This is a genomic window from Bacillus cereus G9842, from assembly GCF_000021305.1.
GTDB classification, from domain to species: domain Bacteria; phylum Bacillota; class Bacilli; order Bacillales; family Bacillaceae_G; genus Bacillus_A; species Bacillus_A thuringiensis_S.
In genome coordinates this window covers 4,681,425-4,698,554 of record NC_011772.1, presented here as the reverse complement: position 1 = coordinate 4,698,554, position 17,130 = coordinate 4,681,425, and the positions used below count along the sequence as shown (strand labels likewise).

The window sequence follows — 17,130 nt, the reverse complement described above, 5'->3', positions numbered from 1 at the left end:
TGCATCGTTGGGATGATTTTCCTCAAATTTGCGATTTATCTTTGTTTGTCTATGAAAATCATTTATTATAATAAATGGTATTCTTCGAGATATTATTTTGAAGGGGTGTTGAAGTGAAAGAAAGTTTTCTATCATATAAAGAAGAAGAAAGGAATGCAAAAATCCTTTTATGGGTGTTATATGTTATTGTTATTGTATATCAAATTTTCTATGCAATTGTATTAGACAATAAATCAATAATGGATAAGGGATACAACATAGTATGGCAAGTTATTTGCGGAGTAGCAATACTGTGCGTGAATATATATTTAATGAAAAAAGAGAAGGCAAACCTTGTTAAATATGCATGGATATTTGCATACATAGGGATAGAAATCGCTAATATATTTTCGTATATTTTTATAATAAGGCGGCGTTTGATGCGACAAATATAATAGAAATTATTCTCATTTTCTTTGTACCCATATTTTTAAATAAAAAATTTTATGTAATCTTACTTTCTTCTATTGTAGGAAAATATTTAATTTATTTATTTGTATTAGAGGAAATAAAAGCATTTATGTTCCTTATTATGTGTACACTTATGTTAATAGCTGCATATATCATTTTAAACCGATTTTTACAATATCTTTCAGCTGTAAAGGAAAGTATTGCGATTGCTAGTGAATCACAAAAATTAGCAGTAATCGGAAAAATGGCAGCGACGGTTGGACATGAAATTAAAAATCCACTCGCTTCATTAAAAGGATTTACGCAATTACAAAGAGAGAAGCATGAAGAGGATCCTGTTTATAAACGTATGATCTTTGAAATAGAAAATATGAATAATATGATAAGTGAGTTGATGGAAGTTGCTACATGCAAGCCTTCTATTTATAAGAAACATGATCTAGGTAAAATTGTATTACAAGCAACAACAACTCTTCGCGAAAAAATGAATGAATTAAATGTGCAGCTTATTTCTAATGTGGGAGAACAAACAATAGAAGTTGAATGTGATGAACGAAGAATAAGAGGAGTCTTTCTATATACGATAAAAAATGCTTTAGAAGCAATGGAGCAAGGTGGCATATTACATTTACGGTTAGAAAATAAAGGGAAAGAGTATGTGATGATCAGCTTAATTGATAATGGTCATGGTATTAAGCAAGAAAACTTAGCCCGTGTTACAGAGGCCTTTTATACAACGAAACAAGATAAAATTGGTCTGGGTCTTACAGTAGCGAATCGAATTGTCGCCGAGCACCTTGGTGAGTTACATATTTCAAGTGAAAGAAATACTGGAACGAGAATAGACATTATTCTGCCAAGGAAGTGTGGAAATACTGAAATTCAAGTGGAAGAAAAGCTAGGAGTTACCATATGAATAAAGGCTATATATTTAAAAATGAAGAAATAAAGGCGTTGAAAGTATTTTTAAGTTTATTTTTTATTATATTTTTTGTGTATGATCTTGCCTATGAATTTATCGTACCTTTGATCGCGGGAGAGCAAGAAGGCGTAGGAAAGTTTGAAGATGGTTTAGGTTTATGGCTTTACTTTTTGATGGTAGTATTGTTTTGCATTGGAATATACTTTATGAAATGGAAGAATGTTTTTGCGGTAAAGTATATTATTCTAATTGGCTATAATGTATTAGATTGTATCCACAACATTATGATTTATTATGGTAGCGATGCGGAATTTGACGGTGGAAATATAGTAGAAGTATTTTTTATTTTGTTTGCACCAATCTTTGTGAATAAAAGATATTTCTGGTTAGTTCCAGCGATACTTGTCGGGAAGTACGCTTTTACAGGAATCATTATTCAATCTTCTCTCGTTTTAATCCCAATGGCATTATATAGTGTATTTACTATTATATGTTGGATTATATTTTTGAGGGTTCAGTCTTACGTTCGTACGCTTGAGATGATGGACAAAGAAATAAAACAAACAGAAAAACTAGCAGCTGTTGGAAAGATGGCAACGGTTATTGGTTATAAGATTAGAAGACCTTTAGCAAACTTAAAAAAACTTGTGAATAAACAAGCAGACAAGCATCCAGAGGATAAAATTTATAGTGATATTATGAAACAAGAAGTAGATCGGATTCATATAATTGCTACAGAACTTAGTGGATTTGAGAAATCTAAATCACTAGAATCAGAAACTCATAACATACAAGAAATTATCTCTTATGTTATTCGAGTTATGGAAAAGCCTGCTTTAAAACAAGGAGTCCACATACAAGGTATTTACAGTAAAGACTTACCATCAATTACATGTGATGAAAAACGATTAAAACAGGTCTTTTTTAATTTAATTAAAAATGCAATTGAAGCAATGTCAGTTGGCGGAACAATTACGATTAAAGTTACTGTAAAAGAAGGAATCATCGTTCAAGTGAAAGATGAGGGATGCGGCATTCCGAAAGATAAAATTCCAAAGTTAAACGAAGCCTTTTATACAACGAAAGAAACAGGAACTGGTCTAGGTTTAGTAGTTACAGAAAAAATTATTAAAGATCACAACGGTAAAATGAGTTTTGAAAGTGAAGTTGGGGTTGGAACGACGGTTGAGGTTATGTTACCACTGCATTAACTACAAAAAACATCACTTATTTGGAAGTGATGTTTTTTTATTTTATCCCGCTATTTGCCGGGCAGCCCGATTGGTGAGGGCTGATTAAAGTTTCACTTTATCTATAAAGAATGTATGATGTGTTTTTAATATCAAAATGTTTTTTGAAAGTTTTCATTATGGATTTTCCGGGGGGAATTTAGACTATAAAAATTAATTATTTTTTTCTGAAAAAACTATTTTCTTTTTTGGGTTTTAATGGTATATTCAAAACACGATAAATAAATTCCTATATTTGGCACACTATTCGAAAGGATAGGTCGCAAAGCTAAGAGTCTAAAGTAATGAAAATTACTATGATAGTCTGGTTGCAGTTTGGATTTTCACACATAGTTGTATGTATGAAAATCGAAGAGGCAACTGGACTTTTTGTTTTCTTAAAAAAAAATAAATGGGCACACTGTTCGAAAGAATAGGTCGCAAAGCTAAGAGTCTAAGGTAATAAAAATTACTATGATAGTCTGGTTGCAGTTTGGATTTTCACACATAGTTGTGTGTATGAAAATCGAAGAGGCAACTGGACTTTTTGTTGTCTCAAAAAAAATAAATAGGCACACTGTTCGAAAGGATAGGTCGCAAAGCTAAGAGTCTAAGGTAATGAAAATTACTATGATAGTCTGGTTGCAGTTTGGATTTTCACACATGTTGTGATATATGAAAATCGAAAAGGCAACCAGGCTTTTTATTTTTTCAGAATACACATTATGATTGTAAATTTAGTCGATTAATACATTTAATGTTCGGAATATTCGGTGCATAAAAAGCGAGGGAGGGAAGTACATTGCAAAATCAAATAGGGAAATTTGGGCGTATACTTCTCGCTGGAGGAATATTATTTACACAAGTTGGTGTGCTAGACTACTCTGCAACGAAAGTTTATGCGGTTACAAATGACGAGCAAGGACGTTTTATCGTTCATATGGATAAACAAGAAATAAAAGTTGATGAAAATGTAGTATTAAAGATTACAAATACAAATAAACAAGATGCTAATATCGAGCTGAAATTATCTAATGAGCAGCTCTTTAATGAAGAAGAAACGAAAAAAATGAATGAAAATAATAAAGCGATTCAAAACATTTCAGTAACAGAAGATCACATTGTAAAAATTGAAAAGAATGAACAAAGTAATTTTATCGGTGACGTATATGTAGTCATTCAAATGAAAAAAGCTGGAGAGTACAAATTTGAACCGATAGTGAAGTTTGAAGGGAATGAAAAGAAAATTGAATCTCCTTCTCTACATGTTGTAGAGAAAAAAGAGGCTTTAAATGTAGCTATTTCTGATGAAAATCCAAAGGCTTCAGAGGAAGTTGTGAAAAAAGAAAAAAATGAAAAAGTAAAAGTATCGGAAGAAAATAAAAAACAAGAAATAAAGCCTACTAATGCTGAAGTTCCAAAAGAAACGAATACTTTAGAGAAAGAAAAGGTTAATGAAGAACTCGTATCAAAGGAAAATGAATTAAAAGAGAGCAATAAGGTAAACGAAAATAATCAGGAATTACCTGCTATTCAAGCTGAGAAGGTATTAAAGAGCCAATCTCTACTAGCTGCTAGTCCTGTTACAAGTATTCTTAGATATCCAAATGTAAAGGTAATAAATAATAGAACAGGTGAAGGGCCTTCTATCCCGGGTAAATATGCTTTTAGATTTGTTTGGAGCCCACAAGTAACATATGAGGTAAAGGGTAGTAGCAATGACAGAACTGGTCAAAGTCAATATACATTTAGAAATTCAAATAGAGAACAGTACGTATTAGTAAAAAAAGCTGGTGAATATCAAGGGAAATGGATTGATGTCCGTATTAATATTCACTCTATGACAGCTTCATCTGTAGATGTTAAAACACCAATAACTAAAGGTGATGCAAAAAACTTTTTACAATTATATGGGAACGGAAGGTCAGGACAAACTTATAATGCTTCCTTTGAATTTTATGAACACGGAACAAGTAAAAAAGTACCATTAACGGCAATGTGGAATTTCAAAAGGATAAATAGTTATAAAAATGTAACGTTACGTAATGATGGTAGTCATTTAACGAATTTATACGTGTATGATACGAGTTCAATTAGGTATCAAGACAAAGGGAATAATAAAATAGAGTTTTCTGGAACAGCAGGCCCAGTAGCTACTCCAGAAGCAGATATGACAATTACATTTGATAATTTAACAGAATTACCGCTAGAAGTTAGATTAAATGCTTCAGGTGTTAATGTATCATACGACCAATTAGCGATTGCACAAATTGAAATTCCAGCTCCAAGTGTAATAGGAGATATCGTGGAAGATAATTCCCGTCAACTTTCTTATAAGGTATATCAAAATATGCCTGCTCAATCGAAAGATATTCACTATGCGAAATCTTTTGTATTAGAAAGTGAAGTGAATAAGGATTTTACTGTGAATGATGTTTCCATTCAAGATGTGGAAAGTGGAGATGATGTAAGTAGCTTCTTTGATATTAGCAGGAAAAACAATAAGGTCACTGCGGTTGCGAAAGCAAATGCGCTAAAAACAGAAGAATTCAACGGGAAAATTTACGAGATGACAATTACAGGTTCTCCTGTAAAAGGTGCTGATGTAATGAAATATTATAAAGATGGTTATCTTGAAATACCGGTGTCAGCTAAAAACTATTTAGATGACGATAAGAATGGGCAAGATAGTAATCGAGATGGAATCGCAAAAATAAGGTATAAAGGTATTCCGACTGGGAAACCAGTCCCACAAAAAGTAGTGCAAGGAACAGATTTAACAAAAATGGATATTTCTAAATTTGTGACAGATTTATCTGTAGATACGAATTTGGATGTAGATAAACCAATATCAGTAATGAAGTTAATCAATATTCCGGATACAAAAACAATAGGGAATCATACTGTAACGGTTGTAATTGAAACGAAGCAAGGTGTACAAGCGGAGATTCAAGTACCGGTTACTGTCGTTGATGGGACTTTAAAGTTAGTAGACGTACCAAAAGAAATTACCTTTGGGGATGTAACAATTCCATCGAAAACAACGACATACACACCGAAGGCGATTTCAAATTCTTTAAAGGTAACCGATAATCGTGTTAAAAAGCAAAAATGGAGTGTATATGTAAAGGAAATTACACCATTAACTTCAGCGCAAAATGACACATTGACGGGAGCATTGATTTACAAACGAAATGGAAAGGATACACCTTTAAGTAATTCTAGTATAGAAGCATTCTCGTATACTTCTAAAAACGACGAGGAGGTTTCATTAAATTGGAAGGAAAACGAGGGAATTCATTTACAAGTAAAACCAGGGCCGAATGTCAAAGCAAATACAAAATATGCTGGACAGCTAGAATGGACATTAACCGATGCTCCTCTCTAAAAATATATGAAATATATAAATTTTAGAAAGGAGAGAGTAATGAAAAAAATAGTTGGTATTATCGTTTCCACAGTTATATGTGTGCCGTTTCTTATGGCAAATGTAGTAACGGCTACAAGTACGAATTCAAAAGCGGGTATTACATTTTCGAATAGCTATACACCAAATACATCAACTGATCCGACAAAGATAAATACAAAAAAAGAGACAGTTGATAAAAATAAAAATGGAGATAAATATTTACCGAAAACAGGAGGCCAGACACGGGACTTCAAACAATATATAGGATTGTTTTCGATTGTTTTATCTCTATATGTATTCAAAAGAATTAGGGGAAAGCAAGTGTATTCAAAATAAAAAATAGATGAAAACAGAGAAAAGGGGAAGGTACATATGAAACTAGCAAAATTAGCATTAATCGGTGCAGTATCATTAACATCAGTTGCAGCAGTAGGAACTTCAGCATTTGCGGAAGAGAAAGCAAATATGAAATCAAAAACCGATGTAACGTTTATTGAAGATACAAGCACAACAGATCCAAACAATCCAGAAAATCCAAATGAAAAAGTTACACCAGAGAACCCTGATGACCATGAAAAAGGAACAAAAGGTCCATTAAGTATTAACTACGTTTCTAACTTACACTTCGGCGAGCAAGTTATCTCTGGTAATGATCAAACGTACTTTGCAAAATTGGATAAAGTGAAACAAGGGAGCAAAACAGTTGAAGTACCTAACTTCGTATCTGTAACAGATAACCGTGGTACAAATGCAGGATGGAAATTGAAAGTAAAGCAAAATGCACAATTTAAAAGTGGTAATAGTGAGTTAACAAATGCAGCTTTAAGCTTAAGTAACCCAGCTGTAAATTCTGTAACTGATGCACAATATGCACCTACAACATTTAAAAATAAAGTAACGCTAGCTCCAGGTGGAGATGCGGTGGAAATTACTACTGCCGCAAAGAATAAAGGTATGGGTGATTGGACGACTGCATTTGGTAAAGGAACAGAACAAGGTAAACAGAGTGTGAGCTTATTCGTACCAGGTACGACGGCGAAAGAAAAAGGTGCGAAATATTCAGCTGAGTTAACTTGGACTTTAGAAGATACACCAAACTAAGCTTATACAAGATTGAAAATTAAGAATGACTGAATTTTAAAAAAAGATTATAAAGGGGTATAAAACTATGAAACTAGCAAAAATAGCATTAATTGGAGCGGTAACATTATCATCAGTATCAGTAGGGACGTCTGCATTTGCAGCTGAGAAAGATGGCGGGAAATTAGACTCAAAAGCATTTATTAAATTCGAGAAAAATACAGATAAAATTGATGTTGTTAATCCAGAGAATCCAGATGAAACTGTAGATCCAGTTGATCCAGATAAAAAAGGTACAGATGGTCCACTAAGTATTGATTATGTATCTAACTTCAACTTTAAAACACAAAAAGCATCAGGGAATAACGAAATCTACTTTGCAGAATTAGATAAAGTAAAGAAAAAAGTAGACGGTTCTGTAATTGACGTGCCGAACTACGTTCAAGTAACAGATAATCGTGGTACAAATGCTGGATGGCATTTAACAGTAAAACAAAATGGTCAATTCAAAACTGCAGATGATAAAGCGTTGGATGGTGCAGCATTAACATTAAAAAATTCAGCTTTGAAATCAAACGCAGGTAGCGACGCACCAACAGCAGAACAATCTATCACATTAAATCCAAGTGGTGCAGCATCTGATTTAATCGATGCAAAAGAAAACCAAGGTATGGGTACATGGGTAAATACGTTTGGTAAAGATGCAACAGAAGCGAAACAAAGCGTAGAGTTATCTGTACCAGGTAAAACGAAAAAAGAACAAACACAATACACAACTTCACTAACTTGGGAACTAACAGACGCTCCTATGTAAGTAAGAGGAATTTTAAGATAAAAGAGGAAAATGAGAAGAGATAAGGGAATGGCTTTAACCTTATCTCTTTCTTGTCTATAAAATGGATATGAAGGGGACTACATAAGAGATGGTAAAAAAACTATTTACTAGCTTACTATTAATTACATTCTTCATGGTAAACGCTTTTTCAGTATATGCGGCTGAAATGAAATTCGCTGTGACAGCAGTTATACCAGAAAATCAAATTGATAAAAATCAAACGTATTTTGATTTGAAAATGCAACCTGGACAAAAGCAAACAATTCAAGTCCAAATGAAAAATGATACGAATAAAGAAGTTGTGGTAGAATCGTTTGCTAATACAGCAATTACGAATAGCAATGGTATTACAGATTATAGTACAGTAGAACCAAAAACGGATTCTACTTTGAAATATCCGTTTTCTAAAATTGCTAAAATGCCAAAAGAAACGAAAGTCCCAGCTAACAGCATAGTGACAGTTGATATAAACTTGGAAATGCCAAGTGAGTCGTTTGATGGTGTTATTTTAGGTGGTTTATACTTTAAAGAAAAAGAAGATGAGAATGCAAAGAAAAAAGATGAAGGTGTGCAAATTGAAAATAAATATGCATACGCAATTGGCGTTGTTTTAAAAGAGACGGATGCTGAAGTAAAACCAGACATGAAATTAAACGAAGTAAAGCCAACACAAATTAACGGGCGTAACGTTGTTACTGCAAATTTACAAAACGTAAAGCCAGCAATGTTAAAAAATTTAAGTGTTGATGCAAAGGTATATAAAGAAAAAGGTACAGACGTTTTATTTGAAGCGAAAAAAGAAAATTTAAGAATGGCGCCAAACTCAAACTTTGATTACGCTATTAGCTGGGAAAACAAAGCGTTTGATCCAGGAATGTACCGAGTAGAAGTGAAAGCCACTGATGGCGATCAAAAGTGGGAATGGACGAAGAAATTTACAATTGAAGGAAAGACAGCCGATAAGTTAAATGATACAGCGGTAGAAGCGAAAAAAGACTACACGCTATATTACATTATCGGCGGAGTACTACTGGTAATTATATTATTAGTTCTTGTGTTCTTCTTAGGTAGACGTTCTAAAAAAGAGGACGATAACGAAAAATAATATATTGATAGTGTAAAAAGAAAATAATGGATGTTTTACTATGAAAAATATATAATGGCTTTGTCTGTTATTTGTTGTAGTTCATTTATATTTCTATTTGTTGACCCGAATCTCGGGTCTTTTTTTATGGAATGAATTGCTATATATCAGTAATGAGAAAAACAGAATATACAGCACTTGCAGCATGAATATAAAGAGGGGTTGTATACTCTCTCAAAAATAGGTTTCCAGCTGTAATACTGTTAGCACCAGTAAATTCGGTGCTAACAGTAGGTTCGTTTTCTGGCACAACGAAAGCATTTACGTTGGTACATGTACTTTCTCATTTATCTATTTTTCTGTGGTCAATTGTATTGTGTATATAAATTTAAAAATGATAGCGTTAGAGCCACCATTTCTCCTGAGGAAGCAAAATAACATCCACATCAAAATTCTCTTTAAACCAATCATACATCAATGTCTCTTTCACTAAATATTCAGAGGCAGAGTGTGACACCCCAATTAGAGACATATTTGTTTCTTTTACATAATCCATAATGAGCGAGTATTTATGTCGCCCGTAATCATTGTCGATATGGCAATGGATTTCTCCTGTAATATATGCTTCGGCACCTTTTTTTTCTGCTTCCTTCATTAAAGATACAACATCGCCACATCCAGCGATAATTGCGATTTTTTTGATGGAATCATGTCGTTTACCTTCGAAGTCTGTGTAAGGGATCTGGAAGAGTTGTTTTAGATGTTTTTGGAGTGCTTCTGTTGATGTTTCATCTATTTCACAAATAAGGCCAACTGGTTCTTGTTCTGGACCTCCATATGCAAAGTCGTCCACTACAGTAGCGTTTAATGCTTTTGCAATTGAAATACTCGTTCCATGCGTTTGATGAAAATCCATTGGTACGTGACATGTATATATAGAAAGTTGTTTTTCTTTTATTCCTTGCAAATATTTTTCAGGAATTGGTATGAAACCGCGGCCTGATCTTCCAATTGGATCACCGCACTCCATTACAAGGGGATGGTGCATAAAGAGTAAATCACCGGGTGTGGATTGTGAAATGAATGTTTCAAGAACGTCATCTGTAGGGAATACAGCTAAAAATACTTTGTTTACATTTTCAGATCCGTGCATCATAAGGCCGTTAAATAAATCTACAAAATTTGCTTCGAAAAATTGTTGCCAAGGAAATTTGATAGGATCATATACGGCTGGGATAAATCGACTAAAGGCACTATCTTTTCCGTATTTTTCAATTTGAAATAAGTGATCGAGTGATTGCTCTATTTTTTTTAAGGCTGGCATGTTTAATAATCCTCCTTAAGATGATTCTTGCTTTATGAGTTGTTTGTATTCTTCGTAGCGAAATAAGAAGCGATAGGAAACAAATAAAGCCTAGAATCCAGCCGATAGAAGGAGAATAGGGAAGTACATGCTGTAATAGCATTTCGCTAGAAATGAAGAAACTACCAAATAGACTTAATAAAATAGGATATCGTTGTAGTTTGAACACGGATAGCAAACCTCCTTTCTCCTGTATGAACTACTCATAAAAGCTCGATTGCTGAAACTTTATCACATACATTGTATATTAGTCTTAATTTTCTGTATATAAATTTTAAGAAAAATGGTGATACAATATATGAATGATAAGAGAAGAGAGGATGAAGATTAACATATGTACGTTACTGTAACAGAAGCAGCATATAAAAAGATTATGGATACGATTCCAAGTGAAGCGAAATATATAAAGTTATTTTACGATAATGAGGGTTGCGGTTGTGTCATGAGCGGAATCATCGATTTAGTAGCTGTAGCAGAGAAAGATGAGCGCGATGTGGATATTGAATCAAGCACAATGAATTTTATCGCTGATCGTACAAAGCTTGTATTTATGGACGATAAGTTAACGGTTGATTGGCATGAAGGTGGAGGAACTTTTCAGTTGAAGAGCCCAAGCCAGTTTTATAATCCAAATATGAAATTACACGTTCGAGTATAGTAAAGGAAAGGTGATTCCAAAATGTATTTTGGAATCACCTTTTTTTATTTTATAAGTCGATATATTTGGGAAGTCGCCGATATAAATGGAGTTGCGCCAATATAATTTCATTTACCAAAACGTTTCATATAATAAAAAGTTTTTTCACATAATGAAATGTACACATGATTGAATTTTCTGTATAATTTTCTTTGCGGAGGGGATACGCATGAGAAGATGGGGAATTGAGTTATTAATTTTAAGTGTTGTTATTATTTGGGGGATTAACTATACAATTGCGAAGTATGGACTTTTAGAATTTACAACAATTGAGTTTACCGCACTTCGTATGATGGCGGCGGCACCGCTCCTGTTACTTCTTACTTTTTTTATTGAAAAGTCGGTTTATATGGAGCGAAAGGATATACCTAGATTAATCATCGTTAGCGTTGTAGGTATTGTACTGTATCAAACGTTATTTATGGAAACTGTCAAATATACATCCGCTACAAATGCCTCTTTACTCATTTCTATTTCACCTATTTTTACAACTGTATTTGCGATTTTTCTGAAACAAGAAAAGTTTTCTTCTCGAAAGCTCATAGGTTCTATCATTGCCTTTAGTGGTGCAGCATTAGTTTTAGTAGCAGGACATTCACTTGCTAGTTCTTTTTATGGCAATGGAATTGGACTTATTACATCAATATGCTGGGGGCTTTATCCTGTTTTAGCAGGACCATTAATTAAAAAATATTCAGCACTACGTGTTACCGCATGGTCAGCCTTAGTTGGCGCGATTCCGCTTTTATTGTTAAGTGGACCATATGTATTTATAATGCCATTTCACATTACACACGGAATGACACTATTCGCCTTACTATATTCCATTTTCTTTGTAACAGTATTCGGCTTAGTCATGTGGTATGTTGGTGTTCAAAAAATTGGGGCGTCACATACGATGGTATATATGTATATAACGCCGCTTGTAGCTGTTTTATTTGCAGCTATCTGGGCAAATGAATATGTATCGTTTCAACAAATCATCGGTGGAATTATCATTTTTTTCGGTCTATGGTTTGTGAAATCAGAGAAAGTAAAAGTTCATTCTACTGCGGGGGAACCTATATCAAAATAGGAAAACAGATCACCTATGATCTGCTTTCCTATTTTTTTATTTTTGGTAAGAAGATGAGAAATAAGATAGCAGTAATAAGTGGAATTAAGTTTAAAAATGGAATACGGAAGAGTGTAATAAGAATAATACCTGGAAGAAGAACACCGAGGACAGCGTAAAAAATGCTATGGTTTTTCGTGTACCAATACAATGAAAGTCCGATAAGTGCAGGGATAATGAGGTGAATGAGAGCCATTAAAAAATAAATCATTAGACGCCCCCTTTATTTGTGTGCTTATTACATCATATCCGTATGTTCATAGATTGATATCATTTTTTTCATAAATGGACGAAAAAAGTTTGGAAAACCGTCACAAAATATGAGAATATGATGTTCGAAATCTTGTATAATATTATTTCCTAAAAACATTTAAACAACATAAACATACGGTTTATTTTGTTTTTAATTTGAGTGAAATGGATGTAAGGAATATGAATTTGAAAGAAATTTTTTGTTGAATAGATAAGAACGAATGAAGAGAGGTACAGCATGATTAGTATGTCACTAAGATCATTTAAAATCCAATCGTATTATATACTAGGTATTTTGTTACTAGGTTGGATGTTAACACCGTTTTCAGCCCACTTTTTAGGCGCTGGAATTGGGCTTATTGTAAGTATGTATTGCGTTTGGCTTTTAGGGAGAAGAATTGAGAAGCTTGGAGATAGTATTGTAAAGAAGACGAAAGCACCGACACTCGGTATGTTTAACCGTTTTGCAGCTGCCATTTTGGGTGCTATTATTATGTACGAAATTGAGCACCACATGGTTATGTGGGCATTTGCAGTAGGGATTATGGGTGGTTATTTCTTAATCGTTGTGAATTTAGGATACTATAGCATGAAAGATGAGAAAGAATTAACGAAGAGCTAAAAAAGATAAAAAGATAAAAAACCTCTTTTGGATGGAATAGAGGATCCAGCGAGGGATAGAAGCGGTCAGAGCCTCTTTTAGCCTCATGCGATGTGAAACCAGAGAGATGTAATGAGTAGGGATATAATTTATATGTTCGAAACCGTGATTTGTCCCTGTGGAAATAGGTTTACTCTGGGATAAGTGATTCAGTGATGGATAGTACAACAGGAAGCGAAACTTTGCCTGAAATGCAGGTTTCTGCTTCTAATAAGTTAACATGAAATCACGTATTAGTAGGACTTTTATGTTCTTTAAAAAATTTGGATATAATACAACAAATTATTCCGATAATTAGAATAATATATTTTATCGTTTCACTTGTATGCTCAAATAAATTAACGTTAAGCATTACAAGTCCCCAAAAAATTTGGATCGCTCCGTAAATGAATAAAATTTTTCCTGCACGAGAAAAATTTTTCATAGGCTTCACCCTTTCCTGTATATGTAAATTGTATCATAAAAAACTAAAAATGAATGAGTATAAAATGAATTTTCTGTAATTTATTGAACTAAGTCACAGATGAAGAGATTAACGTTTCACTTTATATAAGATATAAAAAGAAGCTTACGTAAAAACGTAAGCTTCTTTTTTATGTAAGTGTGTGTAACCGTTAAGCCGCATTGGGTTTTGTCGGTGAGTACGCGAAACTTTACGGTTACACGACACTTATTCATATGAGTAAAGGGTTATTCCAACAGAAAGTGTTAATTTAAGCGATTGGGCCGCCTAAGTTAATAATATCTTCAGAAACGCTTTCGAACTTTTTGAAGTTCTCTTTGAATTCATTTGCAAGCTCGATTGCTTTTGCTTTGTAAGCAGCTTTATCAGCCCAAGTTTGTTCAGGCATTAACACTTCGTCAGGTACACCTGGTACGTGAAGTGGAACTTCAAGACCGAAGATGTCATGTTTAGCTGTTTCAGTTTTTGCAAGTTCACCGCTTAATGCTGCTTGAATCATTGCACGAGTATAACCTAAGTTCATACGTTTACCAACGCCGTATTCGCCGCCAGTCCAGCCAGTGTTTACTAGGAATACTTTCGCATCGTGTTTCTCGATTTTTTCACCAAGCATTTCAGCGTAGCGAGATGCATCAAGTGGTAAGAATGGTGAACCGAAGCAAGTTGAGAATGTAGCTTGCGGAGATGTAACACCGCGCTCTGTTCCTGCTAGTTTACTAGTGTAACCACTTAAGAAATGATACATAGCTTGCTCTTTTGATAACTTACTGATTGGAGGCAATACGCCAGATGCATCAGCAGTTAAGAAAATAATAGTATTTGGGTGTCCAGCAACACTTGGCAGTACGATATTGTCGATCGCATGCATAGGGTATGCAGCACGAGTATTTTCTGTTAAAGTAGTATCGTTGTAGTCTGCGATACGCGTTTGGTTATTAATGATAACGTTTTCTAAAACAGATCCGAATTTGATTGCATCGAAAATTTGTGGTTCTTTCTCGTGAGAAAGGTTTACACATTTTGCATAGCAACCGCCTTCAATATTGAATACACCGTTATCAGACCAACCGTGCTCATCATCACCGATTAATTTACGGTTTGGATCAGCAGATAAGGTTGTTTTACCTGTTCCAGATAAACCGAAGAATAGTGCTACGTCACCTTCTTCACCTACGTTTGCAGAGCAATGCATAGAAAGAATATCTTGTTCAGGTAGTAAGAAGTTCATAATAGAGAAGATTGATTTTTTCATTTCTCCAGCGTATTCTGTACCACCAATTAGTACAATACGTTTTTCGAATGAAACCATAATGAATGCTTCAGAGTTTGTACCGTCAACAGCTGGATCAGCTTTGAAATTCGGTGCAGAAACAATTGTGAACCCTGACTCATGAGTTGTTAATTCTTCTTCAGTTGGACGAATGAATAATTGATGTACAAATAAATTGTGCCATGCATATTCATTAATAACTTGAATTGGTAGGCGGTAATTGCGGTCAGCGCCTGCAAATCCTTTGAAGACGAATAACTCTTCTTTTTCTTTTAAGTATTCTAAAACTTTAGTATATAATTTATTAAAATGTTCTTCAGAAATCGGTTGGTTCACAGCTCCCCAAGCAATTTTGTCAGCAACCGATGCTTCTTTCACAATAAATTTATCTTTAGGAGAACGTCCTGTATATTTTCCTGTTGAAGCAGAAACGGCACCAGTAGAAGTTAATTTCCCTTCATTTCGCATTAATACTTTTTCCACTAATTGCGGAACACTTAGTTGAATCTGTGCATTGCTTCCGTTCAATAATTCGTGTAAACCAATTTGGACATTCACAGTACTCATATTTATATACCATCCTTTTCATTTAATGAAATATTTCTCGTAATCCCCAACAAGAGTATAACACAATTATATAAATAATGTATACTATTTATTTCTTTTTGTTTGTGTGAATGTATTATTTCCCTATTAATATTTCATTTTAGGCGTATTGAGAAAAACTTTCAGGAAAATGTGAATATTAATTGACAAATGAATATCATTTCTTTAGTATAGGTTGGGACGGATACTCTCTTATCCCGAGCTGGCGGAGGGACAGGCCCGATGAAGCCCAGCAACCTCACTTGTATTGATAAATGCAGGTGAATAGGTGCTAAAACCTGTGCGAGGCTACAGGTCTCGAACGATAAGAGCGAAGGGCAAAAAGCAGTATGCAAGTAGCAAATTAAACCTTTCCTCTATGTAAAGTAGGAAAGGTTTTTCTGTATGCTTGTGTGGGAGAATAAATGTATGTCGCAGTTTGTGGCAAATTAAGGATGAGTTCCGTACAATATATACAATTACTGTAGGGAGGTTTACCACATGACAAAAAAACGTCATCTGTTCACATCTGAGTCTGTAACTGAAGGACATCCAGATAAAATTTGTGACCAAATTTCTGATTCAATTTTAGATGCGATCTTATCAAAAGACGCAAATGCACGTGTAGCTTGTGAAACAACTGTAACAACTGGTTTAGTATTGGTAGCGGGGGAAATTACGACTTCTACTTACGTAGATATTCCGAAAATCGTTCGTGAAACAATTCAAGGCATTGGTTACACACGCGCAAAATACGGATTCGATGCAGAAACTTGTGCTGTTTTAACATCTATCGATGAGCAGTCTGCTGACATCGCTATGGGTGTTGACCAAGCGCTAGAAGCACGCGAAGGTCAAATGACTGACGCTGAGATTGAGGCAATTGGTGCAGGAGACCAAGGTTTAATGTTTGGTTTTGCATGTAATGAAACACAAGAATTAATGCCACTTCCAATCTCGCTTGCTCACAAATTAGCTCGCCGTTTAACTGAAGTACGTAAAGATGATACATTATCATACTTACGTCCAGATGGAAAAACGCAAGTTACAGTTGAGTATGATGAAAATGGTAAACCAGTACGTGTTGATACTATCGTAATTTCTACACAACATCACCCAGATGTTACATGGGAAGAAATCGATCGCGACTTAAAAGAGCACGTAATTAAAGCTGTAGTACCAGCAGAATTAATGGATGGAGAAACGAAATTCTTCATTAATCCAACTGGCCGCTTCGTAATTGGTGGACCACAAGGTGATGCTGGCTTAACAGGACGTAAAATCATCGTTGATACTTACGGTGGATACGCTCGCCACGGTGGCGGTGCATTCTCTGGTAAAGATGCAACAAAAGTTGACCGTTCTGCAGCATATGCAGCTCGTTATGTTGCGAAAAACATCGTAGCAGCTGGTCTTGCTGACAAAGCAGAAGTACAACTTGCATACGCAATCGGTGTAGCACAACCAGTATCAATTTCAGTTGATACATTCGGCACAGGTAAAGTATCTGAAGACGTACTAGTAGAACTAGTTCGTAACAACTTCGATCTTCGCCCAGCTGGTATTATTAAAATGCTAGACTTACGTCGCCCAATTTACAAACAAACAGCAGCTTACGGCCACTTCGGACGTACTGATGTAGATCTTTCATGGGAACGTACAGACAAAGCTGCAGCTTTAAAAGAGCAAGCTGGTCTATAATATATGAAAAAAAGC

Annotated in this window: 14 protein-coding genes, 1 pseudogene and 4 riboswitches; of the genes and pseudogenes, 11 read left to right on the top strand and 4 right to left on the bottom strand. The window is 34.6% G+C overall.

Annotation, left to right across the window (positions count from 1 at the left end; translation table 11 throughout):
* The first annotated feature begins 113 nt into the window (after positions 1-113).
* The 7 genes and pseudogenes from BCG9842_RS23700 to BCG9842_RS23670 all read left to right on the top strand — a co-directional run bounded on the left by BCG9842_RS23700 (position 114) and on the right by BCG9842_RS23670 (position 9,030).
* Positions 114-1,366 (top strand): annotated as a pseudogene (locus BCG9842_RS23700) (ATP-binding protein).
* Positions 1,363-2,583, top strand: coding sequence for an ATP-binding protein (locus tag BCG9842_RS23695; RefSeq protein WP_001032631.1), 1,221 nt, complete (start codon positions 1,363-1,365; stop codon positions 2,581-2,583). Before BCG9842_RS23700 ends, BCG9842_RS23695 begins: the two are co-directional and overlap by 4 nt.
* Before the next feature lie 266 nt (positions 2,584-2,849).
* Positions 2,850-2,938, top strand: a riboswitch (cyclic di-GMP riboswitch).
* Positions 2,939-3,006: 68 nt separating this feature from the next.
* Positions 3,007-3,095, top strand: a riboswitch (cyclic di-GMP riboswitch).
* Between the two features lie 67 nt (positions 3,096-3,162).
* Positions 3,163-3,251, top strand: a riboswitch (cyclic di-GMP riboswitch).
* 152 nt (positions 3,252-3,403) lie between these two features.
* Positions 3,404-5,989 (top strand): WxL domain-containing protein, encoded by a 2,586-nt coding sequence (locus BCG9842_RS23690; protein ID WP_001180906.1) that lies wholly within the window; start codon positions 3,404-3,406, stop codon positions 5,987-5,989.
* Between the two features lie 39 nt (positions 5,990-6,028).
* Positions 6,029-6,346 carry a hypothetical protein gene (locus BCG9842_RS23685; protein WP_000724871.1) on the top strand — a complete coding sequence of 106 codons (318 nt, stop codon included), beginning with the start codon at positions 6,029-6,031 and terminating at the stop codon, positions 6,344-6,346.
* Positions 6,347-6,382: 36 nt separating this feature from the next.
* Positions 6,383-7,111: a WxL domain-containing protein gene (locus tag BCG9842_RS23680; RefSeq protein ID WP_000761529.1), complete on the top strand. Its 729-nt coding sequence runs from the start codon at positions 6,383-6,385 to the stop codon at positions 7,109-7,111.
* Between the two features lie 67 nt (positions 7,112-7,178).
* Positions 7,179-7,904 carry a WxL domain-containing protein gene (locus BCG9842_RS23675; protein WP_000761506.1) on the top strand — a complete coding sequence of 242 codons (726 nt, stop codon included), beginning with the start codon at positions 7,179-7,181 and terminating at the stop codon, positions 7,902-7,904.
* Positions 7,905-8,013: 109 nt separating this feature from the next.
* Positions 8,014-9,030, top strand: coding sequence for a DUF916 and DUF3324 domain-containing protein (locus BCG9842_RS23670; RefSeq protein ID WP_000239426.1), 1,017 nt, complete (start codon positions 8,014-8,016; stop codon positions 9,028-9,030).
* A 382-nt stretch (positions 9,031-9,412) separates the two neighbouring features.
* Here the strand turns inward: BCG9842_RS23670 and BCG9842_RS23665 are convergent, their stop codons facing one another.
* The gene (locus BCG9842_RS23665) at positions 9,413-10,333 is read right to left on the bottom strand and encodes a Nif3-like dinuclear metal center hexameric protein (RefSeq protein ID WP_001111119.1); all 921 of its coding nucleotides are present in this window, start codon (positions 10,331-10,333) and stop codon (positions 9,413-9,415) included.
* A 373-nt stretch (positions 10,334-10,706) separates the two neighbouring features.
* On the opposite strand from BCG9842_RS23665, the gene BCG9842_RS23660 reads away from it, so the two are divergent.
* Both BCG9842_RS23660 and BCG9842_RS23655 read left to right on the top strand, forming a co-directional pair.
* Positions 10,707-11,030 (top strand): iron-sulfur cluster biosynthesis family protein, encoded by a 324-nt coding sequence (locus BCG9842_RS23660; RefSeq protein WP_000289570.1) that lies wholly within the window; start codon positions 10,707-10,709, stop codon positions 11,028-11,030.
* A gap of 208 nt (positions 11,031-11,238) precedes the next feature.
* Positions 11,239-12,144: a DMT family transporter gene (locus BCG9842_RS23655; RefSeq protein WP_001255421.1), complete on the top strand. Its 906-nt coding sequence runs from the start codon at positions 11,239-11,241 to the stop codon at positions 12,142-12,144.
* A gap of 28 nt (positions 12,145-12,172) precedes the next feature.
* Here the strand turns inward: BCG9842_RS23655 and BCG9842_RS23650 are convergent, their stop codons facing one another.
* Positions 12,173-12,394 (bottom strand): hypothetical protein, encoded by a 222-nt coding sequence (locus tag BCG9842_RS23650; RefSeq protein ID WP_000639042.1) that lies wholly within the window; start codon positions 12,392-12,394, stop codon positions 12,173-12,175.
* A gap of 279 nt (positions 12,395-12,673) precedes the next feature.
* Between BCG9842_RS23650 and BCG9842_RS23645 the strand changes: the two genes are divergently transcribed.
* Positions 12,674-13,057, top strand: a complete 384-nt coding sequence (locus BCG9842_RS23645) for an ATP synthase subunit I (RefSeq protein WP_000624926.1) — start codon at positions 12,674-12,676, stop codon at positions 13,055-13,057.
* Positions 13,058-13,322: 265 nt separating this feature from the next.
* On the opposite strand, the gene BCG9842_RS23640 is transcribed toward BCG9842_RS23645, so the two are convergent.
* Positions 13,323-13,520, bottom strand: coding sequence for a hypothetical protein (locus tag BCG9842_RS23640; protein WP_000788101.1), 198 nt, complete (start codon positions 13,518-13,520; stop codon positions 13,323-13,325).
* 289 nt (positions 13,521-13,809) lie between these two features.
* Positions 13,810-15,396, bottom strand: coding sequence for a phosphoenolpyruvate carboxykinase (ATP) (gene pckA / locus BCG9842_RS23635; protein WP_000108813.1), 1,587 nt, complete (start codon positions 15,394-15,396; stop codon positions 13,810-13,812).
* Between the two features lie 228 nt (positions 15,397-15,624).
* Positions 15,625-15,746, top strand: a riboswitch (SAM riboswitch).
* Positions 15,747-15,915: 169 nt separating this feature from the next.
* Here pckA and metK point away from each other — a divergent pair.
* Positions 15,916-17,115 (top strand): methionine adenosyltransferase, encoded by a 1,200-nt coding sequence (gene metK, locus BCG9842_RS23630; protein ID WP_000163117.1) that lies wholly within the window; start codon positions 15,916-15,918, stop codon positions 17,113-17,115.
* Positions 17,116-17,130: the final 15 nt, after the last annotated feature.